Source organism: Amycolatopsis sp. WAC 01375, from assembly GCF_003947325.1.
Lineage (GTDB): Bacteria > Actinomycetota > Actinomycetes > Mycobacteriales > Pseudonocardiaceae > Amycolatopsis.
Genome location: NZ_QHHW01000039.1, coordinates 89,705 through 112,514 on the forward strand (window position 1 = coordinate 89,705; position 22,810 = coordinate 112,514).

Below are 22,810 nucleotides of genomic sequence, written 5' to 3' on the forward strand. Positions count from 1 at the left end.
GTTGTCCGCCTTCGGCCGTCGGTCAGCCCCACGGCGTCCTTGCGCATCGGTTACTCGCCGGATAAGAATCAGAGCATCGATCACTCGTATGGGGGAATTACCGTGATGGGAAACTTCACTCGCCGTAGTGTTCTCGGCCTCGCTGCCACGTCCGCGATCGGTGCCGTGACCGGCGTCCTCGGGCCGACCGCATCCGCCGCCGGCAGCACCGTCCGGCGCGGCGGTGGCGCGGTCGACTGGACCTCGCTGGGGCGTCACCTCGACGGTGACCTCGTCCTGCCGTCGGATCCGCGCTACGAGCTGGCCCGCCAGCAGCAGCTCAGCCAGTTCGACAACACCAATCCGATGGCCGTCGCCTACTGCGAAAGCGCAAAGGACGTCCAAACCGTCATCGCTTTCGCCCAGGACAACGGGGTGCACACCGTTCCCCGCAGCGGGAGGCACAGTTTCGGGGGCTATTCGACGACAAAGGGCATGATCCTGGACGTCTCCCGGCTGAACCAGGTCATCACCGACGGAACGCACGTCACGATCGGCGCGGGCACCCAGCAGGCCGACGCGCTGACCGCACTGGCCCCCTACGGGCTGGCCCTGGTCAGTGGCATGTGCCCGACGGTGGGTTCCGGCGGTTACATCCAGGGTGGCGGTATCGGTCACCAGACTCGCAAATACGGCATGGCCTGCGACCGGCTGGTTTCGGCCGAGGTGGTGCTGGCGGACAGGCGCGTCGTGCGGGCCTCGGCCCAGGAGAATCCTGATCTCTACTGGGCGCTGCGCGGCAACGGCGGCGGCAACTACGGCGTCGTCACCAGGTACACGCTGGAACCGGTGCAGCGCAACACTTTGGTCGGTTACCGGCTCATCTGGTCGGGAGCCGACTCGGCCGCGCTGATCGAGAATTGGCAGCATTGGGTGCTGACGGCACCCGACGATCTTTCGTCGGTCCTGATGGCCCGCACCGCGAGTCCGCCCTCACCCAGCACGATGGTGACCGTCTCGGGCACCTGGTACAGCACCATGGACGAGCTCAACCGCCGCCTCGACGAGCTGGTCGCTGCGACCGGCGTGACGCCGCTCAACCGGTCCGTCTGGGAGTTGCCTGCTCAGCACACCATGACGCAGCTCTATGGTTACGCGGATCCCGCCACCGCGCAGGGCCACCGGGTCGGCGCCACTTCCGAGGCGACGGCACCTCGCTGGAACTACTACCGCACCCGGTGCCGGATGTTCGGCTCAGCGGTGCCTCGAGCCGACGTCGAAGACCTGCTGGCCGCCCTCGCCGATCCGGCGCGTTTCCGCAACGGGCAGTCCCGCATGCTGTACTTCGAAGCCCTCGGGGGTGCCGCGAACACGCGGGCCCGCACGGACACCGCTTATGTGCACCGGACCACCAAGATGCTGGCCGGTCTCACCGCGGAACTGCGCGACTTCGCCTACACCGACGAGGACACGGCGGCGTGTGAAAGCTGGCTCGCCGACGGCTTCGCGGTGCTCGACCGGCATTCCCTGCGCGAGAGCTACCAGAACTACATGGACCCGGCGCTGCGGGACTGGCGGACCGCCTATTACGCCGAGAACTATCCCCGGCTGGTGCGGATCAAGCGGGCTTACGATCCGCACAAGTTCTTCCAATTCGCCCGCGGCATCGGCTGACCCAGGTAGCGACCGGTCCGTGAAGGACTCCTTGAGGGACCCAGAGTCCCTCAAGGAGTCCTTCACGGACCTCGAAAGGTTCACGACCACTTCTGTCCATAATGGACAATCCTGCTGGAAACGCGACCGCTCTCGGTCCGGCGCAGTCAAGGTGAGGGATGGGGGCGGCGGCACCTGCTGGTTAGCCTGTGCTTTGTCTTGTTCGATCTTTCCAGGCAGGAAGGCGAAGCCGGGAATGAAGATCGTTTTCTCCAGCCTGTCCGGCTACGGTCACGCTTACCCGTTGCTGCCGCTGGCCCTCGCTGCCCGGGAGGTCGGCCATGACGTCATTTACGCGATCGGCGAGAGATTCCATCCGTTGTTGCAGGAGCTCGGATTCCGTACTGTGCCGGTCGGAATGCCGATCCATGAAGCCTTGAGTTCCGTTCAGGCGGGCAAGGACAGGGATACCGGCGACCTACCGTGGCGTGGCTTGCTCGATCCCTCGGTCCGGGCGTTCAGTGAGCTGTTACCCCGCCGGTTCGCCGCCGACCTGATGCCCGTGCTGCGGGCGGAGCGCCCCGACCTGGTGGTGTACGAAGCGGGCAACCCGGGAGCCGGGCTCGCGGCCCATCGCCTGGACATTCCCGCGGTATGTCACGCCAACTCCCGTGCGGACGCGGTCGACCGAGAAGACCGATGGCGGCAGGTGGACATGGAGCTCCTCCGTGCGGTCGCCGCCGAAATCGGGGTCGAGGTGCCCGAAGGGCGATACCTCCTGGGTGACCCGTACCTGGACGTCTTTCCCGCCTCGCTGCAGGAGACGTCGTTCTTGGCTCGTCCGGAACGGTTGCCGCTGCGCCTCGTCCCGTTCAGTGAACCCGGTGAGCTACCGAAGATCGCGCTGGCCGAGCGGAAACGCCCGTTGGTCTATCTGACACTGGGGACCGTGCTGGGCACCGTCGCCGCCCTGCGTGCCGCTGTCGATGGGTTGTCGGCATTGGACGTCGAGGTTGTGGTGGCGGCCTGGCCCAACCTTTCGTTGGACGAGTTCGGTGTGCTTCCCGAAAACGTGCACCTGGAACGCTGGGTGCCGCAAGGGGAACTGCTGTCACTCGTCGACCTCGCCGTACACCACGGCGGCCCCGGGACGACCATCAGCGCTGCCGCCGCCGGGGTTCCACAACTGTTCCTGCCCGTCGGGTTCGACAACTTCGCCATGGCCGGCGCGGTGTCCGCCACCGGTGCCGGGAGGCAGTTGCTGCCCGAGGGGGTCGAACTGGAAGACGACCGTCGCCGCACTGACATCGTCCCCGCGGCGGCCATCGCCGAGGCAGCGGGCGGACTGTTGGCCGATACGGATGCCGGACAGGCGGCCAAAGCCATCGCCGAGGAGATCGCCGCCATGCCAAGCCCCACGGAAGTCGCGTCCCGGCTTCCCGAGTTTTGCTAGCGCGCCTACCGGGTCGTAGGAAGAGAGTGAGTTTTCATGGGTGTCACCCAGTCGGAACCGACGCTGTCCGATCTTCTGGGCTATCTCGACGTGTTACGAGCACGTGGAGACGTGCATTTCGACGAGAAGATCAAGGCGTGGCACGTACTCGGCTACGACGTCACTCAGCAGGTGCAGATGGACTCGGTGACCTTCTCCTCCGAAGTCGCCCCGCTGGGGCCGGTGCAGGAAGACTTCACGGGCAACTTCCTCCGGGCGGACAATCCGGCTCACCGGCGGCTGCGCGGCGTGGTCAGCAAGGCGCTCACCCCGAAGATGATGGCCGACCTGGAGCCGCGGATCGAAGAGTTGACGACGCGGCTGCTCGATACCGCCGATGACGGCGGCCATCAGTGGGACTTCATCGAACAGCTGGCCCACCCGTTGCCGTTCATGGTCATGGCCGAGATGCTCGGCATTCCCGCCGAGGACCTGGAATTCGTCCGGAAGCTGTCCGACTCCGTCGTCGAGGTGCAGAACTCCCCCGCGAAGGAGTCGCCGGACGACCGGCGGGAAAGTGCGTCGAACGACGACGCGCCGCCGCTGCGTGAGTTGAAGCCGTTGCGCGAGTTGAACTCTCACTTACTGGAGATCCTCCGCGCCCGCCGCGAGAACCCCGGCGACGACCTGGTCAGCAGGCTCATGACGATCGAGGCCGACGGGGAGCGGCTGGACGAGGAAGAGGCCCTCGGTTGTCTCAACGTGCTGGTCGCCGGCCACCACACCACCACCGCCGCCATGGGCAACACGATTCTCGCGCTGGACGAGAATCCCTCGGTATGGGACCAGTTGCGGGCCGACCCGGCGCTGATCCCGGCCGCGATCGACGAGTCGGTGCGCTTCCGGCCGCCGTTCCCGCGCTCACCCCGCCAGACGACGAAGGACACCGAGCTCGGCGGCCAGAAGATCCCGGCCGGCGCGACCGTCCTGGTGTGGCTGACCACGGCGAACCGTGACGACCGCGTCTTCGCCGACCCGGACCGGTTCGACATCCTCCGCAAGCCCAATCCGCATCTGTCGTACGGCAAGGGCATACATCACTGTGTGGGCGCGCCACTGGCGCGACTGGAGACGAGGATCGCGATCCGGCTTCTCCTGGAGCGCTACCAGGAGATCCGCGTGCGCGACGACGCTCCTGCCGGCCTGCGCAATCCCTGGGCGGTTTCGGGCGAAAGGCCCGGCCGGTGGGGTATCGGTGACGTGGTGAAACCCCGCGTCGTCAACAAGCTGCCGATCGAGGTCCGCAAGTATTGAGCGGAAGTCCGCGACCGCTCGAACCGACGACCCAGGCCCCGGTCACGAAGACATCGTGACCGGGGCCTGGGTCGTTGTCAGTTGCGGTAGCGGAAGGTGATCCGGCCGCGGGTGAGGTCGTAGGGTGTCAGTTCGACCAGCACCCGGTCTTCGAGGTAGATCTTGATGTAGTTCTGGCGGATCTTGCCGCTGATGTGGGTCAGTACCCGGTGGCCGTTCTCGAGTTCGACGGTGAACATGCCGGCCCGCAGCGCCTCGATGACCTTGCCTTCGACCTCGATGCCGTTCCTGTTCTTCTTCATCGGACCAGCTCCAGGTTGCTGCCCACCGGCTGGGCGCCGACGCTTTTCAACAGTGCCGAGGCCGCGTGGTTGCTCTCGTGGACTTCGGCCCAGGCGGTGGAGTGTCCGTCGCGGCGCAGTGTCCCGAGTGCGTGGGCGAGTAGTGCCCGTGCGATGCCGCGACGTTGCTCGCCTGCCCGGACCGCGACCAGCGCGATGCGGGGGTGGTGCACTGTTTCCACGCGGATCAGGCCGAGGTAGCGGTCCGGTGTCGCGGCGACCGCGTAGGTCGAAGGGCCGGTGCTGGTGTCCTCGTCTTCGGGACGGGAGACCAGTTCCGCGGGCATTGTCTGCCACCACCCGACGGCCGCGTCGACTTCTTCACGGATCGCGCGGTCCGCTGCCCGCAGCAGGCTTTCGTCGGCCTGGTCGGCAGGCACGATCGTCACCCCGGAAGGCGGCAGGGCCTGTTCGAGTCCGGTGGCCTGCGGGTCGGTCGGTACGGTGTATTCGAACTCGCGACGCCGGATCGCGAAACCGGCGCGTTGCCAGCAGGCTGTGAGTTCGGTGTCGGCTTCGTCGACCACCGTGTACAGCGGTGTCGGCAGTTCGGCCAGCATCGCTTCCGCGAGCCGGTCGAAGATGGTGTCGTGCCAGGCGTCGATGCTGACGAACAAGCGTCCGTCGGGCCGGTGTTCCGCATAGGTGCGGCCGACCGTTCGGTTGTCGTCCAGTGCGTGCCATTGATTGTCCGCGACGCGGGTGATGGTCACCGCGTTCTCGTTCAGGCTGGTGAGAGGCTTTGTATTCATCGGAATTCCTTCCAGGAGGGCCTTGATCTCAGGCGCTCCTGGCGACACCGAAGGTCAGCCGCCGGACCGTGAGAGGCTGAGGGAGCACCCATGGGTGATTGTGTTCACGGGTCTCACCTCCTTGCACGAATTCACGGTCGCCATGAACCTAGCAGTGGGCGACCGCCTCGCGCAAATCCTTTGAGATACCCGCGCTTTCCGGACAGTGGACACTCGGCACCCAGGGGGCCGTCGGCCGCACTGGAGGCTGGCGGGACAACGCGTTCGGGTAGGCGCGAACTATTGCCGAAATGCGGTGAAGCCTTCTTTGAACAGCGGTTCTTCACTCAGGACTCGGCTTCGGGACCGCGAAGTCCACACCGAATACCTGAAACACCACATCGAGGCATAAGAAGCCGCTAAAAGACTGTTCCGGCCGGTGGCACTTCCCCCAGTGGCCGGAAGCGCGGGCACCGGGGAGCCGGGTCGGTCAGCTGGTGGGTCCGCGGCCATCGAATCGTGCACGTCCTGCGGCCTCCGTGAGAGTGATGAGTTCCGCGCATCGGCTCGCGGCCGCGAGCGCGTCCTTGTTCCCGGTGCGAGTGAAGGTTTCCACGGCTGTGTCGGCGAACTTGATGACGTGTTCGTCTCCCTGGTCGACCGCCAGTGCCATGGCGTCCTCGGTCGTCGCGACGCCGTTGGTGTGGACGGTGAGATCCGCCCGGTCGGCGGCGAGCTGGGGGGTGCACGCGGCGGTCAGGGCCGCGGTCGCCTGCCAGGCGGCGTCCAGGCTGGGAACCCACAGCCGCCGCGGTAGGGCGGGTAGCACGCGGAGGACCGCGGTGGGTGCCGTCGAGGCGTGGACCAGCATGACCGCGTGACCGTGGCCGTAGCTCAGGTAGCGGAACACCGTGGCGTCGATCAGCTGGGACAGCAACGCGGGTACTTGCTCGGGATCGTCCACGGTCCGCAGCGCGCCCAGCGCCGATTGCCACCCGTCGGTGGTCGGGAGCTGGCTGAGCCGGTAGGGGACGCCTTTCTGCTGGTCGGCGACCGTCGGCACGTTGGCAAGGGCGTCGGCCGGGCGTAGCGACCCGAGCCGCCGGGAAGGGTCGCCCGTCACCGGTGTCCAGCACGCGGCCCAGTAGCCCAGTGCGTCGGCGAGCTCGGTCACGTACGGGTTTTCGATGCTGTCGACGGATCCTGCCCGTGCTTCGGCCGTCAGCATCGAGTGGACCACGTGCCCGACTCGGATCGCGCCGTGAGCCGTACCGCCGGCGATGCCGGGTACCAGCCGCGGCCACCACGTCGCCAGTACTTCCCGCCAGGGACGTTCGGTGACCTCGCGGTGGAACAGGGTGGTCCAGTCCGCTACCCGTTTCAGGTCACCGAGTGCCTCTCGCCAGTCGTTTTCGGTGACGGGGTCGATCCCGCGTGGTGGTTCTTCCAGACGTTGCGTGTAGTTGTCGATCCAGTGGTGCACGGAGCCGGCGTGTCCGTGCCGGATCATGGCCTCCACGGCCATGGGGCCGTGGTTGCTGAGATGGTGGCCGCCCCATTCCGGTCCCGTCTGGTGGAACCGCTGGTAGGCCTCCAACAGGACCGATTCGTTGTCCTTCACCCGGGTCCTCCAAGCTGGCCGCCGGACTCTTTGCCCGAACCCTTTTCCGGACAGTAGGTCTGGCGCGCGGCCGCGCACTATCCCCGACGTTGACAGTGGCATCAGGTGCGTACGTAGCCGCTTTACCAAGGCGGGGGATGGTCAGTACCAGGGCAAGGTCGTTCAATGGTGCCGTCCCCGGGTGCGATTTGCCCGAATGGTGATCCGTTACCCCCTTAGAGGAGCTATGTCCGTTCTTGTTATCGGTGCGTACGGCAATGTGGGCAACCACGTCGTGGATGGACTTCTGTCCGCTGGAATGTCGGTCCGGGGAACCAGTCGAGCACCGCGAACCGGTGAGCTACCGGACGCCGTCGAGATGGTCCGCCTCGACCTGAGCGAACCGGAGACCCTGCCGGCCGCGCTGGAGGGCGTCAAGAAGGTCTTTCTCTACGCCAACCAAGATGGCGTCTCCGAGTTCGTCAGCGCGGCGAGGGCGGCGGGGGTGGAACACGTCGTCTTGCTGTCCTCGTCTTCCGTGGTGCAACCCGCGACCCGGTACAGCCGGAGCGCGCAGCTGCACTCGATGGTGGAGGAGGCGCTGCGGGAGTCCGGAATGGCGTGGACGTTCCTCCGCCCGACCACGTTCGCCGCGCTCCAGCTCCGCTTCGCTCCGGTGATCCGGTCCGGGGAGGAGGTGGTGCGGATTCCGTTCCCGCGGTTGCGCACCGCGGCGATTCACGAGCGCGACATCGCCGACGTGGCGGTCCGGGCCCTGACCGGCGCCGGGCACGAGGGGAAGGCGTACTGGCTGACCGGACCGGAGGCTTTGACACAGCAGGAATGCATCGAGGTGATCTGTGCGGTGCTGGGGCGGCCGGTCGAGGTCGTCGAGCTGCCTCCTGAGGACGCCGAACCGAAGATGCCGGAATCCTTCGTCCGTACCATGACCGAGCTCATGAAGGCTCCGTGTGCCGTGACCTCCGCGGTCGAGGAGGTCACCGGGGCGCCGGCTCGTCCGTTCCGGCAGTGGGCCGAGGAGCACATCAAAGACTTCAGCTGACCGCCGCCCCGAGAGCGAACGTGGCGGGGCCGGGTCGGTCGTGAGTGGCGATTCGGCGTCCGGTGCTCATGTCGCGAAAGCCACTTTCGGGACATCTGGTGTCCCGAAAGTGGTTTTCGCGACACGCCACCTTTGACTTACCTCCGCCGCGCAGTCCCGGCGAACCCGCGTCGACGACTCACATCGACGTGGTGATGTCCTGCCCGACCAGCTGCTTCCACATGACCGCGAGCTCGATGCGCGACTTCGCCCCGACCTTCTGGAAGATCTTGCGGAGATGGAAGGCGACGGTGTGGCGAGACAGGAACATCTTGCCGGCGACCTCGGCGTTCGTGAGTCCGCCCGCCACCAGTTCGGCCACCGCGTACTCGGTGTCGGTCAGCATGGGGATCCGGCTGCTTGGCCAGAACCTCGCCGCGGCCTTGGACGTGTCGTGGCGCCGCAACTTGCTGCGGACCCGGGACGAGTCGCGCGGTGAGCCGGCGTCCGCGTAGGAGTGCATGGCCGTGTCGTAATGCGTGCATGCCTGCCGGAACTCTCCGTAGTTCGCGGACAGGAGGTCGCCGATGTCCTCGTTCATCGAGGCGCGGGTCCACGCGTCGCGGCTGGCGGTGGCCGCTTGCTGAAGCAGGCTGACGTCCTCCTCGACCAGCGCGTCGAGGTGCAGGGCGGCGGCCGTGATGGCGCGGATGTCCGGGTTGTCCGCGGAGAGCGCCGCCGCGCAACGACGGCCGCGCTGGGCGGTTTCCCGGTCGCCCGCCCGCAGCAGGATCCGGACGAGGAACGACGCAGCCGCGGGCTCGGACAGCAGGAGACCACGGGCCGACGATTCGGATTCGAAGAGTCCTCGGGCGAGTGGTACGGCGACCTCCCAGCCCTTCTCCGCTTCGAGGATCTGGACGACGAGCCAGGCGGGCGAGTCCCAAGGAAAGGTATCCCGCCTGCCGAAAAGCACGTCCCTGCCGAACAGCACGTCATCCTTGAGCTGGTTGGCATGATGGATCATCGCGGCGAGTTCGCCACGCCGCATCGCGGTGATCGCGCGGACCGTGTTCCCGATCGAGGCCCACGACGCGAGACGCGGGTCGTTCGCCACGACCATGCCGGCGTCACACAGCTCGACCGCCTCGTCGATGTCGCCTTCGCAGAGTGCGATCTTGGCTCTGACCAGCGCCGTTACCGCGTCGATGGCAGGGTCGTCGACCGCCGCGTTGGCTTGACGGACCGCGCGCTTGGCTTCGTCGATACACCGGAGATTGGTCAGCAGCAGCGCGAGTTGCAGGCTCGCCAGCGCCGTGCAGTGCGCGCTGCCCCGACGGCACCTGGCCGTCGCCGCGGCCTCGGCCAGGGAGATGGCGGAGACGACGTCGCCCTCGAGCCAGACCGAACCGGCTGTGTGCAGGATTTCGAGATTGATGCAGTCATGAGAGGAGAGAATTGACGCGTTTAGTCCCAGAATGCCCAATCGAACCCCCGAAGTTTCCATGCACATTTAAGGAAGTCTCCAAGCCCATTTATGGTGAAGAGCACGACTCGATCTTTGGACAGCACGATTTAAGCCCAATCTCTCTTCGGCGGAGAGATTGCGTCAAATTGCTATACTTACCCCAGTTGTTATGAGCACCCCAGACCTGGCCGACGATACCTGATCGCTGCGCTATGTCAAGGTCACACGGAGTAGTGACGACGGCTATGATTTTCCGCCAGCGCTGCCGGAGTGCGCCCGATGGAAGCCTGTGAGTCATTGGCCTTTCGTCGTCGAAACCGCCAACCGGTTGAATACCGAGAATGCGGAAAAACTGACTGGTTCTGTCCGAATTGTCGGTTCCCCGGAGGGCTCGGGCATGCGTGGCTCAGCGGACCGCGGCGAGACAGGAGTCGGACACTGTCAGGCTGGGTAGTTGCCGTCAGTGCGGCGGGATGGGCACGATGGTGGTCAAGGTCGGCGCTGTCCGCATCGGCACTTCGAGAGGTGGCCTATGTCCGCGTTGCCGCTGGTGGACCGATCCTCGGAACTTCTCGGGGGCGGGAACGGGAGGTTCGTCGTGGGACGAGCCGGTGACTTCGTCGCGGTGCTGGACGGCGACGAGGTGGCCGCGGCGGGCTGAAGGTGATCGCTCCTCCGGGGCGTGAGTGAGGCCTGTCCGATCCGGACAGGGGGCGCGCATCGGCTCTCGATGAGCCCTCGATTGTCGATCCGGGTGACCTGATGGGTCGCGGCGGTGGGGGCCAGGCTTTTCTGGTCTCCGAAAAGCGAAGGAAAGTAATGGGCTTCCGTCTCAGAGGCATTCTTCGTCGGTGGGTCAGGAACACCGCAATGCTTGGCTCGAATTCCCCGTATCCGGCGGCGCAATTCGCATGCTGCGCCTTGCCCGCGGAGTTCTACCTGTTCACCATGTCGGTTCCCCCGGATGCCGACCTGCACCAGAGGGTCCTTTTCTCTCCGTGTATCGAGGTGGACATCGACGGTCTGTGGCTGCGCGACGACACCGTCGAATAGCAGCGCGGACCGAACAGGTGACCAACGTGATCGGCGTCCGGCCGGAGGCAGGACGCCGATAAACTCGTTTCCGATTATGAGCGTGCCTGGACCACGGCCGAGCGCCCGTGTCGTGTGACCTCGCTCGTCTCCCGCCGCCGCGGCCCGCGCGGCCCTGGTCGCGCCGGAGAAAACCGGTCGGTGCAAGCGGCTTTCTCCGTCTCGCCAGGAACCCCGTGGATCCACGGCGGACCCCGCCGAACAGGTTATTGAGGGCCAAGGCAGACGGAACTCGCGTGTTCAGACTCCACACCCCCGAGTGCGGCATCCAGGCACGTGAGGCACGTCCCCACGCACGCGAGTCACGCCTTGCCGAAGTACATGAAGGCCCCCTTCCTTGCGCTAGACGCAAGGAAGGGGGCCTTCATGTACTTCACGACCAGACGCAGGAGCGACACTGGCCCCACGCCGCGACACGTTTGACTTTCCGCTCAAGGAACTCAAGCTAGTTGCGGTACCGGAAGACGATCCGGCCGCGCGACAGGTCGTACGGCGTGAGCTCCACCAGCACCCGGTCTTCCAGGTAGATCTTGATGAAGTTCTGGCGGATCTTGCCGCTGATGTGCGCGAGCACCCGGTGGCCGTTGTCGAGCTCCACGGTGAACATGCCGGCCCGCAGCGCCTCGACGACCTTGCCCTCGACTTCGATGCCTTTTCTAGTCTTCATCGCACCAGCTCCAGGTTGCTGTTCATCGGCCGGGCGCCGATGCCTTCGAACAGGGCAGAGGCCGCGTGATTGAGCTCTTGGACTTCGGCCGAGGCTTCGGCGAATCCGGCGCGGTGCAGCGTCCCCAGCGCGTGGGCCAGCAGCGCACGCGCGATGCCGCGGCGCCGCTCGACGGTGCGGACCGCGAGCAGTCCGATGCGCGGCCGGTTCACCGTCACTACGCGGATCAGGCCGAGGTAGCGGTCCGGTGTCGCGGCGACCGCGTACTTCGACGGGTCGATGATGGTGTCGCCTTCGGGGCGGGGGATCACTTCGGCAGGCATCGACTGCCACCCGACGGTCGCCTCGACTTCGTCACGGATCGCGCGGTCCACCGCCCGCAGCAGACCCTCGTCCGCCTGGCCGGCGGGCACGATCGTCACACCGGAAGGTGGCAGGGTTTCTTCGAGTCCCGTGGTCCGCGGGTCGGTCGGCACGGCGTATTCCCACTCGCGGCGCCGGATCGTGAAACCGGCTCGTTGCCAGCAAGCCGTCAGCTCGACGTCGGCTTCGTCGACCACCGTGTACAGCGGCTCCGGGAGTTCGGCCACCATCGCCTCGGCGAGCCGGTCGAACGTGGCCTCGCGCCAGGCGTCGACGCAAACGAACAACCGGCCATCGGGCCGGTGCTCCGCATATCCGCGGCCGACCACCCTGTCGTCGTCGAGTGCGTGCCAATGCCTGTCCGCGACGCGCGTGATCACCACCGCGTTCTCGCTCAGGCCGGATGTCAAAGGCTTCGTGTTGATCGGAGACTCCTTCCAGGAGTGCCTCGGTCTCAGGCGCTCCTGGCGGCAGCGAACCTCAGCCGCCGGACCGTAAAGGGCTCAGGGAGCACCCATGGGTGTTTACGTTCACGGGTCTCACCTCCTCCGACGAATTCACGGTCTCAAACGACGTTAGCAGCGGATCGCTGACTCACGCAATCCTTCCGGCGCGCTTCCATCGCCGGGCGGCCGGGCTATCAGGCTGAGGGATGCCGGAGGGGGTGCAGCCGCTTTTAGCCTGCTGAACGCGGGCCGAAAAAGTTTCGTCCGGGTACTCCGCCACGCGCACGCACCGGAGCTGATCCGAGCCGCGGGACCGCGGGGTCCGCCCCGCCCGCGATCGGGGGCGGCCTCCGTGCCCGATGGCGTCCGCTCTACGAAAGGACAGGGTTTCCCCCATGACCGACAAGGCGTTCAAGTTCGCCGTGATTGCGGAGCCAACGGACGAGAAGCAGTGGCTGGGCATAGCCAGGCAGGCCGAAGACCTGGGATACACCAGCCTGCTCTCGGCCGACGTCCTGACCGCACCGTCACCGTTCCCCGCCCTCGCCATCGCGGCCGGGGCGACCACGACCCTGCGGGTGGGAACGTGGGTGGCCGCCAGCCCCCTGCGCGCGCCGCGCATGGCGGCCTGGGATTCCCACACCCTGTCACTGCTGAGTGGCGGGCGATTCGACCTGGGTATCGGGACGGGCAGGCCGTTCGTCCTGGATGACGCGGTGAAGCTGCTGGGCATCACGCCGTCTTCGCCCGCGGAACGCCTGGCGCAGGTGGAGCAGACGATCGACGAACTGCGTGCCCTCGACGGGGACGCGCACACCCCGGTGCTCATCGCCGCCGGCGGTCCCAAGGCCCGTGCCCTGGCCGCCGCGAAGGCGGACAGGATCACCGTCGCCGCGAGCCCGATCGCGACCCGGGAGGAAATCGCGGCGCTGGTCGCGGGGATGCGTGCGCAGGCCGGGGACCGGGGCGACCAGATCGAGTTCGTCTCCCCGATCTTCGTCATCGGCGAAGTGGCGCCGCCGTGGGTCCCGCGGCTGCTGAAGACCGACATGAAGACGCTCATCGAGCACGACTCGCTGGGCATCCTCCGCGGCAGCCCGCGGGTGATGGCCGACGAACTGCTGCGGCGGCGCGAGACGCTCGGCATCAACTGCTTCACCTTGAACGCCGTGTTCGCCGAGCAGTTCGCCCCGGTGCTCGAACTTCTCGCCTGATCACGCGGACCACCACGGCTTCCGCCGGACCGCCGAGAACGCGTCGGCGCTTTCGGCGGGAGCGTGGTGGTCCCGGACGCCGGTTGCGGAGGACCAGCGTCACGGCCCTCTCGAAAGGCGACACCTATGCATTCTCTGCGGTTCCTTGCCGAATCTTCGTCGAACGGCATGGTCGAACGCGACTTCGTCGTGGGTGAGGTCCCCGGCGTTCTCTGGTCGCCTGCCGCCGGCGAGCGGGCGCCTCTGGTGCTGATGGGCCACGGTGGGGGCAACCACAAAAAGCATCCGGCGATGGCGGGCCGGGCACAGCGCTTCGTGACTCAAGGCGGCTTTCACGTCGCCGTCGTCGACGCGCCCGGTCACGGTGACCGGCCGCGCTCGGCGCGCGACGAGCAGGAGGTCGCCGCGCTGTTGGCGGCGAAGGCCGCGGGCGAGTCGGAAGGCCCGGTCGCCCGGCGCTACAGCGCGTATCTGGCGGAGCTGGCCGTGCCGGAGTGGCGGGCGACCCTGGATGCCCTTCAAGGGCTCGCGGAGATCGGCGCCGATGGGCCGGTGGGTTACTTCGGTATCAACCTCGGCACCGCGATCGGGGTGCCGCTGGTGGCGATCGAGCCCAGGATCACGGCCGCGGTCTTCGGCCAGCACTGGCCCGATGTCCTCGCGGAGAAGGCGAAGGGGATCACCATCCCGATCGAGTTCGACATGCAGTGGGACGACGAGGAAATCTCGCGAGAGGCCAGCCTGACGCTGTTCGACGCCTTCGCCTCGAAGGAGAAGACGTTGCACGCCAACGCGGGCAAGCACCATGAAGTGCCGAGGTTCGAGGTCGACAGCGCGGTCCGGTTCTTCGCCCGGCATCTGGACCGGGCGCTCACCTCACCGGCCTGAGGCGAGCGCGGCGGCGTCCGGCCCGATCCGTCGGCACCGCCAACCGTCAGGACGGGGGATAGGGATCCCTCCCAGCGCGGCCTATTACTGGAAGCATGGCACTGAAGATCGGTTACAAGGCGTCGGCCGAGCAGTTCGCCCCGCGCGAGCTCGTCGAGTACGCGGTCAGCGCGGAAGCCCACGGCCTGGACAGCGTTTGGATCAGCGACCACCTGCAGCCATGGCGGCACGAGGGCGGCCACTCGCCGTTCTCCCTGTCCTGGCTCAGCGCGGTCGGGGAGCGCACCGAGCGGGTCCAGCTCGGCACCAGCGTGCTGACCGCCACGTTCCGGTACAACCCGGCCGTGGTGGCGCACGCGTTCGGCACCCTCGGGGTGCTGTACCCCGGCCGGGTCGCGCTGGGCATCGGCAGCGGCGAGGCGCTCAACGAAGTCGCGGTCGCGCGCATCACCTGGCCGGATTTCAAGGAGCGGTTCGCCCGCTTGCGTGAGGCCGTGGACCTGATCCGCCGTCTGTGGACGGAAGACCGCGTCACGTTCGAGGGGCAGTACTACCAGACCACCGCCGTGTCCATTTACGACCGGCCCGAGGTACCGGTCCCCATCTACCTCGCCGCCGGCGGTCCCGTCATGGCCAAATTTGTCGGCCGCAAGGGTGACGGCTTCATCTGCACCAGTGGCAAGGGCATGGAGCTGTACACCGAGAAACTCCTGCCTGCCGTGGAAGCGGGCGCGGGGCAGGAAGGCCGCGACCACGACGCGATCGACAAGATGATCGAGATCAAGCTCTCCTACGACCCGGACCCGGACCAGGCACTGGAGAACTGCCGGTTCTGGGCGCCGTTGTCACTGTCTCCCGAGCAGAAAGCGGGCTTCGAGGACCCGGTCGAGATGGAGAAGGCCGCCGACGAACTGCCCATCGAGCAGATCGCCAAACGCTGGATCGTCGCCTCCACCCCGGACGAGGCGATCGGTCAGATCAAGCAGTACGTCGACGCCGGGTTCGACCACTTGGTCTTCCACGGCCCCGGACATGACCAAGAGCGGTTCCTCAAGCACTTCGCCGAGCAGGTCCTCCCCGGACTGCGTCAGCTCGGCTGACCACTCGTGGCCACCCCACCGAGCGGTTCACCTCGGCGGGGGTGTCCAATCAGGACGAATTGCGCCGGTAGCCGGGGCAAGACCGAGTGACGATGAGCGTGCCGGCACCGCCACGACGCGGTGGCCGGCACGCCCGCCCGGTCAGCTGAAGTCTTTGGCGTGGTCCTCGGCCCATTGCCGGAAGGAGCGGGCCGGCACTCCGGTGATCTCCTCGACGGCGGGCGTCACGACGCACGGTTCCTTCATGAGCTGCTTCATGGTCTGGATGAGGAACTCCGGCCACTTCGGCTCGGTGTCCTCGACGACGTCGATCGACTGCCCGATCACCGCGGCGATCGTGTCCATGTGTTCCTGCTGCGTCAAGGCTTCCGGCCCGGTCAGCCAGTACCCCTGCCCCTCGTGTCCGGCGTCGGTCAGTGTCCGGACCGCCACGTCGGCGATGTCGCGTTCGTGGATGGACGCGGCACGCCCGTGCAGGAAGGGAATCCGCAGCTGTTCCCCGGCCCGGATCGCCGGAGCCCAGCTGAGCTGCTTGGTGGCGAACGTGGTCGGGCGGAGGAAGGTCCACGCGATTCCGGACTCCTGCAGCGCCTTCTCCACCGCGGAGTGCTCTTTCGCGCTGCGACTGTTCTGCAGGGTGGGTTCCACCACGGAAGCCGACGACAGCAACACGACGTGTTCCACTCCGGCCGCCCGCGCCGCGGCGGCGAAGTCGGCGGCACTGCCCGGATTGGCGTAGAGAAAGACCTTTTTGACGCCCTCGAGCGCGGCCGGAAGACTCTCCGGCTCATCGAGGTCGAGGCGGACCATCTCGACGGCGTCCGGCAATTCGCCCGGTTTCGGTTTCCTGCTGGCTCCCCGGACTGACGCTCCGGCGGACAGAAGCCCAGTCACCACGTGACTGCCCACACTGCCGTACGCGCCGATGACAAGGACGGACATGGCTCCTCCAAAAGGGTTGACAGGTCGACGTTCGACCGAATCCCAGCCAACTTACCGCATCTGTTTCGGCGCGAGTTTCCTCGGCGACCGCGAGGACGTTGAAGGTCAAGCAAATTCCCGATGCCGTGGCGCGGGCAACTGTCATACCGAGGGATAGGGATCCCTCCGCGAGCGCCCTAGCATCAGCCGGGTACCCGAGACGGCAGACTCGACAGAAGGTGGGTGGCAGATTTCGTGGTGGATCCGACCGAAGTCATACCGAAGAATGGTGACCGGCAGGCGACATTCAGCGCGAAACGGGCACTGACTCGTGAACAGCTGGAAGAGTTCGCCGAGCGCGGTTACCTCGTGATTCCGGATGTCGTGCCGCCGGATCTGATCGCCGCCGCCAACGCGGTGGTCGACGAGCAGCTGCGCGCGCGCCCGCCGGCGGAAGGCCACGTCGGGGTGGTCTACCGGTTCCAGGAATTGGCGGATTCACCGGTGCTCGCGGCGTTGTTGCGTGACACCGCCGCCTTCTCGCTCGCCGAAAACCTCACGGGCGAAGGAGAGTTGGAGGTGCCGGAGTCGGTGCAGATCGCACTGACTTACCCGCCCTTCAAGGACGCCAGGGAAAAGCCGCATATCGACGGCGGCAAGGGACGGAAACCCGATGACCCCCCATGGACGTTCACCATGCTCGCCGGGTTCTTCCTGACCGACCAGTCGAGCGATGACACGGGAAACCTCTTCGTCTGGCCGGGAACACACCGTGCGCACGCACAATTGTTCCGCGAGCGCGGCCCCGAGGCCTTCACGACCTACCCGAATGTCAAGCTGCCGGAGCGGGAGATGGTGCGCGGTCGTCCGGGCGACCTGCTGTTGAAGCACTACCTGCTCGGCCACAATGGTGGCAACAACACCGGCGACTCCATTCGGCGCACGGTTTACTTCAGGCTCCGGCATCGGGAGCACGAAGCGAAGTGGCGTGAAGCGCTGCAGGATCCTTGGCACGATCTCGCGCCGTTGCGAGGGCTGATTCCGTAGTCCGGTGAAATCGCCTCCGCAGGGTCGGCGGCCGTGAGATCTCGTTGGTTCCGCGGCTGTCCGCTCTTGTCGGGGCGGCGACGAAACGTGTACGACGCCGGTGAGCGCGCCACCGCCACCGGCGAGCAAAGCTCGATGAAGCCGTAAATGGGACTAAAAATCAAGGGTGGAGACTATGATGCCTGACGTCAGCGATCTCGTGGACGTGGCGACCGGCGACGTCATTCTGGCCGAGACCGATGTCACGCTGCCCGGCGTCTTGCCCCTCGTGCTCGAGCGTGCCCACAGGTCGTCCGCTCGCACCGGCCGATGGTTCGGACGGTCCTGGACGTCGAGCCTCGACCAGTGCCTGCGGGTGACCGGAGACCGGATCGACGCGAGGTTCGCCGGCGGGGAGATCCTGACCTGGACACATCCGGGCGGCGCCGGCGATCCCCGCTCCATCCCGGTGACCGGTCCCGCCTGGCCGTTGTTGCTGAACCCGGACGGCTCCTACGCCATCAGCGATCCGCAACGCGGCCTCGTCTGGCGATACGAACGCCGGCCCGGATTCGAAGGCGACGAACTGCCCCTGGTCTCGGTCACGGACCGCGCGGGCCACGAGATCACCTTCAGCCACGACGAGGCCGGCCGCCCGCTCAGCATCGTCCACTCCGGTGGCTACCGCGTCCTGGTGACGGTCACCGGCGAGCACGTCACCGCGCTGACCCTCGCCCGCCCCGACGGCCAGGACGAAATCCCCTTGCGCCGCTTCGAATACGACGACTCCGGCAACCTGTCCGGCGTCGTCAACTCCTCCGGCCTGCCGCGACGCTTCACTTACGACGGCGAGGGCAGGCTGACCAGCTGGACCGACCGCAACGGCTACTCCTACCACTACACCTTCGATCCCGAAGGCCGTTGCGTACGCGGGGAAGGCCCTGAGGGTTTCCTGTCCGGCACCTTTGCCTACGAGCACGGCATCACCCGGTGGACCGGCATCGACGGAGATGTCACCATCCACACGATCACCGAGTCCGCCCAAGTCGCCGCGATCACCGACCCGATCGGGAAAACGGCGCGGACGGACTACGACGAACGTGGCCGGGTCACCGTCCGCACCGACGCCCTCGGCAGGGTCACGCGATATGCCTACGACGATCGCGGCAACCTGGTCTCGGTGACCAATCCGGACGGCCGCGTCACCAACGTCGAAGTCGACGAGGCCTGCCTCCCGGTACGGATAACCGGGCCGGACGGAGGTGTCTGGCTACAGGCCTTCGACAAGAGCGGCAATCTCACCGAACTGACCGCGCCCGACGGCTCGGTGCTCAAGAACGGGTATGACAGCCGCGGGCACCTCGCCGAGGTGATCGGCGCGGATGGCGCGGTCACCACGATGGAATGCGATCCCGCCGGGATGCCCGTGATGGTCACCGCACCCACCGGCGAAACCACCCGGTACGAGCGCGACCTGCTGGGACGAGTCGTACGCGTCACGAGTTCCGGCGGCGGGGCGACCGCCTATACGTGGACGACGGATGGCCTCCCTGCCTCCCGTACCCTGCCGGACGGTTCGACCGAGTCCTGGGACTGGGACGGCGAAGAGAATCTGCTGCGACGCGTCTCCGCCACGGGATCGGTCACGTCCTACGCTTACGGGCCATTCGGGCGGCTCGTGTCGATCGACTGGCCGGGCGGTACCCGCAGCGAGCTCGACTTCGACCACAACTGCCGCCTCGTCTCGGTGACCCACGGCGGGCTGACGTGGCAATACGAGTTGGACTCCGCCGGCCGGATGAGCGCGCAGACCGATTACAACGGCGCCACCACCCAGTATTGGTACGACGCCGTGGGCCAGCTCGTGCACCGGGTGAACGCCAGCGGCCACGAGGCCTCGTTCGCGTATGACCCGCTCGGCAAGCTGGCGACTCATCACGCCGCGGAGGGCACCGTGACGAAGTTCGACCACGATCCGGAAGGCCGCTTCCTTCGCGCGAAAAACGACGACATGGATTTGGTCTTCGTCCGGGACTCGCTCGGACGGGTGATCACCGAAACCTGCAACGGCCGCACCGTCACCAAGACCTACGACGCCGCTGGAAGGGTAACGAGCCGCATCACTCCATCCGGGGCCCGTACCGCCTGGGTCTACAACGCCGCCGGACTGCCTTCGGCACTCACCGCCGACGGCAGGGAACTGCGGTTCGCCCATGACGAAGCCGGACGGGAAATCCGGCGGGAGCTACCCGGCGGAACCGTCCTCGCCCAGGAATGGGACCTGCTCGGTCGTCTCGTGACTCAAACCCTCACCGGCCGGGCCGCTTCCTCCGGTCCGGAGGGATCCATCGTCGCTGGGCAACCGCTCCAACGGCGCGCGTATACCTACGGCCCGGACGGATTCGTCGCGGACTTGGAAGATCTGCTCACCGGCGGCCGGGCGTTCCGGCTCGATTCCGAAGGGCGGGTCACCGCCGTGACCGGCCGGGGTGACGAATGGTCGGAGCACTATGACTACGACCCCGTCGGCAACATCGTGAACGCCGTCTGGCCCGCTTCGGCCACTTTCCCCGCTTCCGGAACTCCGGAGACCTCATCGCAAGGACCCCGCGAGGTGAACGGAACCTTCACCACCCGGGCCGGGAACGTCCGTTACGGGTACGACGCCGCCGGGCGAGTCGTGACGCGGACGCGGACACGGATATCCGGCGATCCGGAGACTTGGCGCTTCGCGTGGGACGCGGACAGCCGGCTTTTCTCCGCCACCCTTCCCGACGGGAGCAAGTGGCACTATCACTACGATCCCCTCGGCCGCCGCATCGGCAAGCGTCATCTTTCCGCCGACGGTGAACTGCTGGAGCAGACCCGGTTCTCGTGGGACGGGGGAGTTCTCGCCGAGCAAGAGGACATTCAAGGCGATCGGCGGAAGATCACCACATGGAATTACCGGAACGACTCGTTCATTCCGGTCACGCAGACCTCGCGAACCGTTGTCCGTGCAGGATCCGAAGACGAGAAGGTCGACGAAGAATTCCACTCCGTGGTCACGGACCCGAGTGGTGCGCCGACCGAGCTGGTCTCCGCTGACGGCGTCATCGCCGGAAATCAGCAGCGCACACTGTGGGGGCAATCCCACTGGCAACGTGATACCGCGACGTCCCCGCTGCGATTCGCCGGTCAGTATCACGACCAGGAAACGGGATTGCACTACCACGATCACCGCTATTTCGATCCCGATACCGGCGCGTACCTCTCCCCGGATCCGCTTGGCCTGGCGGCTGCGCCGAACCCCCATGCGTACGTCCCGAATCCCCCTGCCGCCGACGATCCTCTCGGGTTCCTGAGTCGTGCTGAAGCGGCGCGGGCGGAAACGGCAGGCAACTGGGTGGGTTCTCTGCTTCGCCACCATCATCATCATCTGCTGCTTTTCGCCGACCTTGACGGGTTCGACGCGCGTCTGTTCGCGGGCGGAGGGCCGGTCGGGATGGAGTCGGCGCGTGCCCGAAACGCCCGCGGTCCGCAATGATGCCGTGAGTGGCCGAAGCGGTACCGCCCCGAACGGCGGGAATCCCTCATGGACCGTTACGAAACGAATGCGAGTGTGGTGAGTTGCGGATTCTCGGCATTTCCGGATCGCTTCGCAAGGAGTCGTTCAACACCCGGCTGCTGGCGGCCGTTCGGCAGCTGGCCCCGGAGGGGATGACGATCGATGTCTTCGACGGACTCGGCGATCTGCCGCTGTACAACGGAGATCTCGATTCCCGGGAGGGCGGCCCGGCTCCGGTCGAGCGGTGGCGTGAGGCCGTCCGCGAGGCGGACGGTCTGCTCGTCGTCACACCGGAGTACAACAGCTCGATTCCGGGCGTGCTCAAGAACGCGGTCGACTGGGTGTCCCGGCCCATGGTGGGCGCCGCGTTGCACGGCAAATGCGTGGTGACCATGGTGGCCACCCCCGGGCGTGGCCTCGGCCGCAACGTGCTGACCGATCTCGGCCGGGTATTGCACGACTGTCACGCGCACGTGGTCAGCGGACCATGGGTGGTGCTCACCGAGGCGGAAGGCAAGCTCGCCGACGTCGAAGACGAGCAGGGTCAGTTCGTGCCCACCCTTTCCGACCCGGTATCCGTGCGCATCGCCACGGTCCAGTTGAACGCGCTGGCCGCCGCGGTCGAGGCTGGCGCCGGCGAGCACGCCGTGGCTCCGCTGCGGGCCTACTTCGCCGCCGGCCGAGCGCGGAACAGTTCTTGAGGGGTAAGGCAAACGTGTCTGGTCCGGTCACGGCGGCCGGACAGCCGTAGAGGTGAGAAAGCCTCCTCGCTCCACGTTTGCCTTACCCTCAATAGCCGACCGCCTCCCGCGTGAGACGAACGGGGCTCACCACGTCACCTGCAACGCGCGCACGCCGTAGACGAGGCTGAACGCGCGGAATTCCACTCGCTCGTCGGGACCGGCCAAGGCGAGACGGGGGAAACGCCGCAGCAGCGCCGGGAGAGCGATGCGCAGCTCCATCCGCGCCAGTGGTGCCCCGAGGCAATGGTGCGCGCCATGTCCGAAGGCGACGTGGCCGGTCGTTCCCCGGGTGATGTCGAGGGTCTCGGGGGCGTCGATCAGGGCGGGGTCGCGGTTGGCTGCCGGAATCGAGCAGATCACGAGCGATCCCGCGGGGACGCGGTGCCCGCCGATCTCCACGTCCGTCGTGGTCGTCCGCGGCGGCAGCGACTGGACGACGGACAGCCAGCGCAGCAGCTCCTCGACGGCGGGCTCGATCAGCTCGGGATCCTCGCGGAGTAACGCCAGCTGGTCCGGATGCCACAGCAGCGCCAGCGTGCCGAGGCCGAGCATGTTCGCGGTCGTCTCGTGTCCGGCGAGCAGCAGAAGTCCCGCGATGCCGGTCAGCTCGTCCGAAGTGAGATCGTCGCCGTGCTCGCGCACGAGCATGCCCAGCATGTCCTCGCCCGGATCCGCCCGGGCGCGGGCCACCAGTCCGGCCATGTAGTCGTGGTCCTCCCGTTGCGCCGCGACCCGCTGGTCCACCGGCAACGAGGTGTCGAGAATCCGCGCGGCGCGCTCGTGGAACTCGCCGCGGTCGGCATACGGGACGCCCAGCAGTTCGCAGATCACCAGCGACGGCACCGGCAACGCGAAGTGCGCGACCAGATCGGCGGGTTTACCGGCTCGCTCCAGGTTGTCCAGGGCCGTTTGGACGATCTCGGTGATCCGCGGTTCGAGCCTGTTCATCCGCCGCACGGTGAATTCCGGGGTGAGCAGCCGTCGCAAGCGCGTGTGGTCGGGCGGGTCGAGCCTGATCAGCTGTCCCGCCGTGACGTCGTCTTGTCCGGCTCCCGGCAACGGCGTGGCGCTGCTGAACCGGGCCGGATCCGCCAGCACTTGGCGGACATCTTCCTTACGGCAGACCAGATACGCGGGTAGGCCGAACGGCGTCTCGACTCGTACGATCCCCTCGCCGTCGCGAGCCCGCGCCAGTTCCTCGATCGGGTCGAGACCGTTCCTTCGCATGTGAAGCGGCATGGTT

The 22,810-nt window shown here is 66.9% G+C and carries 20 protein-coding genes; 12 read left to right on the forward strand and 8 right to left on the reverse strand.

Annotation, left to right across the window (positions count from 1 at the left end; translation table 11 throughout):
• The first annotated feature begins 105 nt into the window (after positions 1-105).
• The 3 genes from DL991_RS27990 (at position 106) to DL991_RS28000 (ending at position 4,378) form a co-directional block, all read left to right on the forward strand.
• The gene (locus DL991_RS27990) at positions 106-1,653 is read left to right on the forward strand and encodes an FAD-binding oxidoreductase (protein ID WP_125787337.1); all 1,548 of its coding nucleotides are present in this window, start codon (positions 106-108) and stop codon (positions 1,651-1,653) included.
• Between the two features lie 235 nt (positions 1,654-1,888).
• Positions 1,889-3,085 carry a glycosyltransferase gene (locus DL991_RS27995; RefSeq protein WP_125787338.1) on the forward strand — a complete coding sequence of 399 codons (1,197 nt, stop codon included), beginning with the start codon at positions 1,889-1,891 and terminating at the stop codon, positions 3,083-3,085.
• Between the two features lie 36 nt (positions 3,086-3,121).
• A complete protein-coding gene (locus DL991_RS28000) occupies positions 3,122-4,378 on the forward strand; it encodes a cytochrome P450 (RefSeq protein ID WP_125787339.1) in 1,257 nt (418 codons plus the stop codon).
• 77 nt (positions 4,379-4,455) lie between these two features.
• Here DL991_RS28000 and infA (DL991_RS28005) read toward each other — a convergent pair whose 3' ends face one another.
• From infA (DL991_RS28005) to DL991_RS28015, 3 genes are all read right to left on the reverse strand, one after another.
• The gene (gene infA / locus DL991_RS28005) at positions 4,456-4,680 is read right to left on the reverse strand and encodes a translation initiation factor IF-1 (protein WP_125787340.1); all 225 of its coding nucleotides are present in this window, start codon (positions 4,678-4,680) and stop codon (positions 4,456-4,458) included.
• On the reverse strand, positions 4,677-5,471 hold the full coding sequence (locus tag DL991_RS28010) for an N-acetyltransferase (protein WP_125787341.1): 795 nt from the start codon (positions 5,469-5,471) through the stop codon (positions 4,677-4,679). Before DL991_RS28010 ends, infA (DL991_RS28005) begins: the two co-directional genes overlap by 4 nt.
• Positions 5,472-5,940: 469 nt before the next feature.
• Positions 5,941-7,071 (reverse strand): questin oxidase family protein, encoded by a 1,131-nt coding sequence (locus DL991_RS28015; protein WP_199746225.1) that lies wholly within the window; start codon positions 7,069-7,071, stop codon positions 5,941-5,943.
• A gap of 226 nt (positions 7,072-7,297) precedes the next feature.
• Between DL991_RS28015 and DL991_RS28020 the strand changes: the two genes are divergently transcribed.
• Complete coding sequence (locus DL991_RS28020; protein WP_125787343.1) at positions 7,298-8,113, forward strand: NAD(P)H-binding protein; 816 nt, start codon at positions 7,298-7,300, stop codon at positions 8,111-8,113.
• Positions 8,114-8,291: 178 nt separating this feature from the next.
• Here DL991_RS28020 and DL991_RS28025 read toward each other — a convergent pair whose 3' ends face one another.
• Positions 8,292-9,578 (reverse strand): helix-turn-helix transcriptional regulator, encoded by a 1,287-nt coding sequence (locus tag DL991_RS28025; protein ID WP_158634463.1) that lies wholly within the window; start codon positions 9,576-9,578, stop codon positions 8,292-8,294.
• Between the two features lie 514 nt (positions 9,579-10,092).
• Here DL991_RS28025 and DL991_RS43805 point away from each other — a divergent pair.
• Both DL991_RS43805 and DL991_RS28030 read left to right on the forward strand, forming a co-directional pair.
• Positions 10,093-10,221 (forward strand): hypothetical protein, encoded by a 129-nt coding sequence (locus tag DL991_RS43805; protein WP_255431311.1) that lies wholly within the window; start codon positions 10,093-10,095, stop codon positions 10,219-10,221.
• 209 nt (positions 10,222-10,430) lie between these two features.
• On the forward strand, positions 10,431-10,613 hold the full coding sequence (locus DL991_RS28030; protein WP_125787345.1) for a hypothetical protein: 183 nt from the start codon (positions 10,431-10,433) through the stop codon (positions 10,611-10,613).
• Between the two features lie 484 nt (positions 10,614-11,097).
• Here DL991_RS28030 and infA (DL991_RS28035) read toward each other — a convergent pair whose 3' ends face one another.
• Together infA (DL991_RS28035) and DL991_RS28040 are read right to left on the reverse strand one after the other, a co-directional pair.
• Entirely contained in the window at positions 11,098-11,319 is a 222-nt protein-coding gene (gene infA, locus DL991_RS28035; protein ID WP_125787346.1) for a translation initiation factor IF-1, read from the reverse strand.
• A complete protein-coding gene (locus DL991_RS28040; RefSeq protein ID WP_233599036.1) occupies positions 11,316-12,065 on the reverse strand; it encodes an N-acetyltransferase in 750 nt (249 codons plus the stop codon). The genes infA (DL991_RS28035) and DL991_RS28040 overlap by 4 nt, the downstream gene beginning before the upstream one ends.
• A gap of 458 nt (positions 12,066-12,523) precedes the next feature.
• On the opposite strand from DL991_RS28040, the gene DL991_RS28045 reads away from it, so the two are divergent.
• The 3 genes from DL991_RS28045 to fgd all read left to right on the forward strand — a co-directional run bounded on the left by DL991_RS28045 (position 12,524) and on the right by fgd (position 15,330).
• Positions 12,524-13,342 carry an LLM class flavin-dependent oxidoreductase gene (locus DL991_RS28045; protein WP_125787348.1) on the forward strand — a complete coding sequence of 273 codons (819 nt, stop codon included), beginning with the start codon at positions 12,524-12,526 and terminating at the stop codon, positions 13,340-13,342.
• 126 nt (positions 13,343-13,468) lie between these two features.
• Positions 13,469-14,230 carry an alpha/beta hydrolase gene (locus tag DL991_RS28050; RefSeq protein WP_125787349.1) on the forward strand — a complete coding sequence of 254 codons (762 nt, stop codon included), beginning with the start codon at positions 13,469-13,471 and terminating at the stop codon, positions 14,228-14,230.
• Between the two features lie 95 nt (positions 14,231-14,325).
• The gene (gene fgd / locus DL991_RS28055; RefSeq protein ID WP_125787350.1) at positions 14,326-15,330 is read left to right on the forward strand and encodes a glucose-6-phosphate dehydrogenase (coenzyme-F420); all 1,005 of its coding nucleotides are present in this window, start codon (positions 14,326-14,328) and stop codon (positions 15,328-15,330) included.
• A gap of 141 nt (positions 15,331-15,471) precedes the next feature.
• On the opposite strand, the gene DL991_RS28060 is transcribed toward fgd, so the two are convergent.
• Positions 15,472-16,272 carry an SDR family oxidoreductase gene (locus DL991_RS28060; RefSeq protein WP_125787351.1) on the reverse strand — a complete coding sequence of 267 codons (801 nt, stop codon included), beginning with the start codon at positions 16,270-16,272 and terminating at the stop codon, positions 15,472-15,474.
• Positions 16,273-16,506: 234 nt separating this feature from the next.
• On the opposite strand from DL991_RS28060, the gene DL991_RS28065 reads away from it, so the two are divergent.
• From DL991_RS28065 to DL991_RS28075, 3 genes are all read left to right on the forward strand, one after another.
• A complete protein-coding gene (locus DL991_RS28065; RefSeq protein WP_199754100.1) occupies positions 16,507-17,298 on the forward strand; it encodes a phytanoyl-CoA dioxygenase family protein in 792 nt (263 codons plus the stop codon).
• Between the two features lie 178 nt (positions 17,299-17,476).
• A complete protein-coding gene (locus DL991_RS28070; protein ID WP_158634464.1) occupies positions 17,477-20,803 on the forward strand; it encodes an RHS repeat-associated core domain-containing protein in 3,327 nt (1,108 codons plus the stop codon).
• Positions 20,804-20,886: 83 nt separating this feature from the next.
• Positions 20,887-21,525, forward strand: coding sequence for an NAD(P)H-dependent oxidoreductase (locus DL991_RS28075; RefSeq protein ID WP_125787353.1), 639 nt, complete (start codon positions 20,887-20,889; stop codon positions 21,523-21,525).
• 126 nt (positions 21,526-21,651) lie between these two features.
• Here DL991_RS28075 and DL991_RS28080 read toward each other — a convergent pair whose 3' ends face one another.
• Positions 21,652-22,794, reverse strand: coding sequence for a cytochrome P450 (locus DL991_RS28080; protein WP_370307930.1), 1,143 nt, complete (start codon positions 22,792-22,794; stop codon positions 21,652-21,654).
• Positions 22,795-22,810: the final 16 nt, after the last annotated feature.

Coding starts and splice junctions, on each gene's coding strand:
- DL991_RS27990 (WP_125787337.1), top strand. CDS start 106: ATGGGAAACTTCACTCGCCGTAGTGTTCTCGGCCTCGCTGCCACGTCC.
- DL991_RS27995 (WP_125787338.1), top strand. CDS start 1,889: ATGAAGATCGTTTTCTCCAGCCTGTCCGGCTACGGTCACGCTTACCCG.
- DL991_RS28000 (WP_125787339.1), top strand. CDS start 3,122: ATGGGTGTCACCCAGTCGGAACCGACGCTGTCCGATCTTCTGGGCTAT.
- infA (WP_125787340.1), bottom strand. CDS start 4,680: ATGAAGAAGAACAGGAACGGCATCGAGGTCGAAGGCAAGGTCATCGAG.
- DL991_RS28010 (WP_125787341.1), bottom strand. CDS start 5,471: ATGAATACAAAGCCTCTCACCAGCCTGAACGAGAACGCGGTGACCATC.
- DL991_RS28020 (WP_125787343.1), top strand. CDS start 7,298: ATGTCCGTTCTTGTTATCGGTGCGTACGGCAATGTGGGCAACCACGTC.
- DL991_RS43805 (WP_255431311.1), top strand. CDS start 10,093: ATGTCCGCGTTGCCGCTGGTGGACCGATCCTCGGAACTTCTCGGGGGC.
- DL991_RS28030 (WP_125787345.1), top strand. CDS start 10,431: ATGCTTGGCTCGAATTCCCCGTATCCGGCGGCGCAATTCGCATGCTGC.
- infA (WP_125787346.1), bottom strand. CDS start 11,319: ATGAAGACTAGAAAAGGCATCGAAGTCGAGGGCAAGGTCGTCGAGGCG.
- DL991_RS28045 (WP_125787348.1), top strand. CDS start 12,524: ATGACCGACAAGGCGTTCAAGTTCGCCGTGATTGCGGAGCCAACGGAC.
- DL991_RS28050 (WP_125787349.1), top strand. CDS start 13,469: ATGCATTCTCTGCGGTTCCTTGCCGAATCTTCGTCGAACGGCATGGTC.
- fgd (WP_125787350.1), top strand. CDS start 14,326: ATGGCACTGAAGATCGGTTACAAGGCGTCGGCCGAGCAGTTCGCCCCG.
- DL991_RS28060 (WP_125787351.1), bottom strand. CDS start 16,272: ATGTCCGTCCTTGTCATCGGCGCGTACGGCAGTGTGGGCAGTCACGTG.
- DL991_RS28070 (WP_158634464.1), top strand. CDS start 17,477: ATGCCTGACGTCAGCGATCTCGTGGACGTGGCGACCGGCGACGTCATT.
- DL991_RS28080 (WP_370307930.1), bottom strand. CDS start 22,794: ATGCGAAGGAACGGTCTCGACCCGATCGAGGAACTGGCGCGGGCTCGC.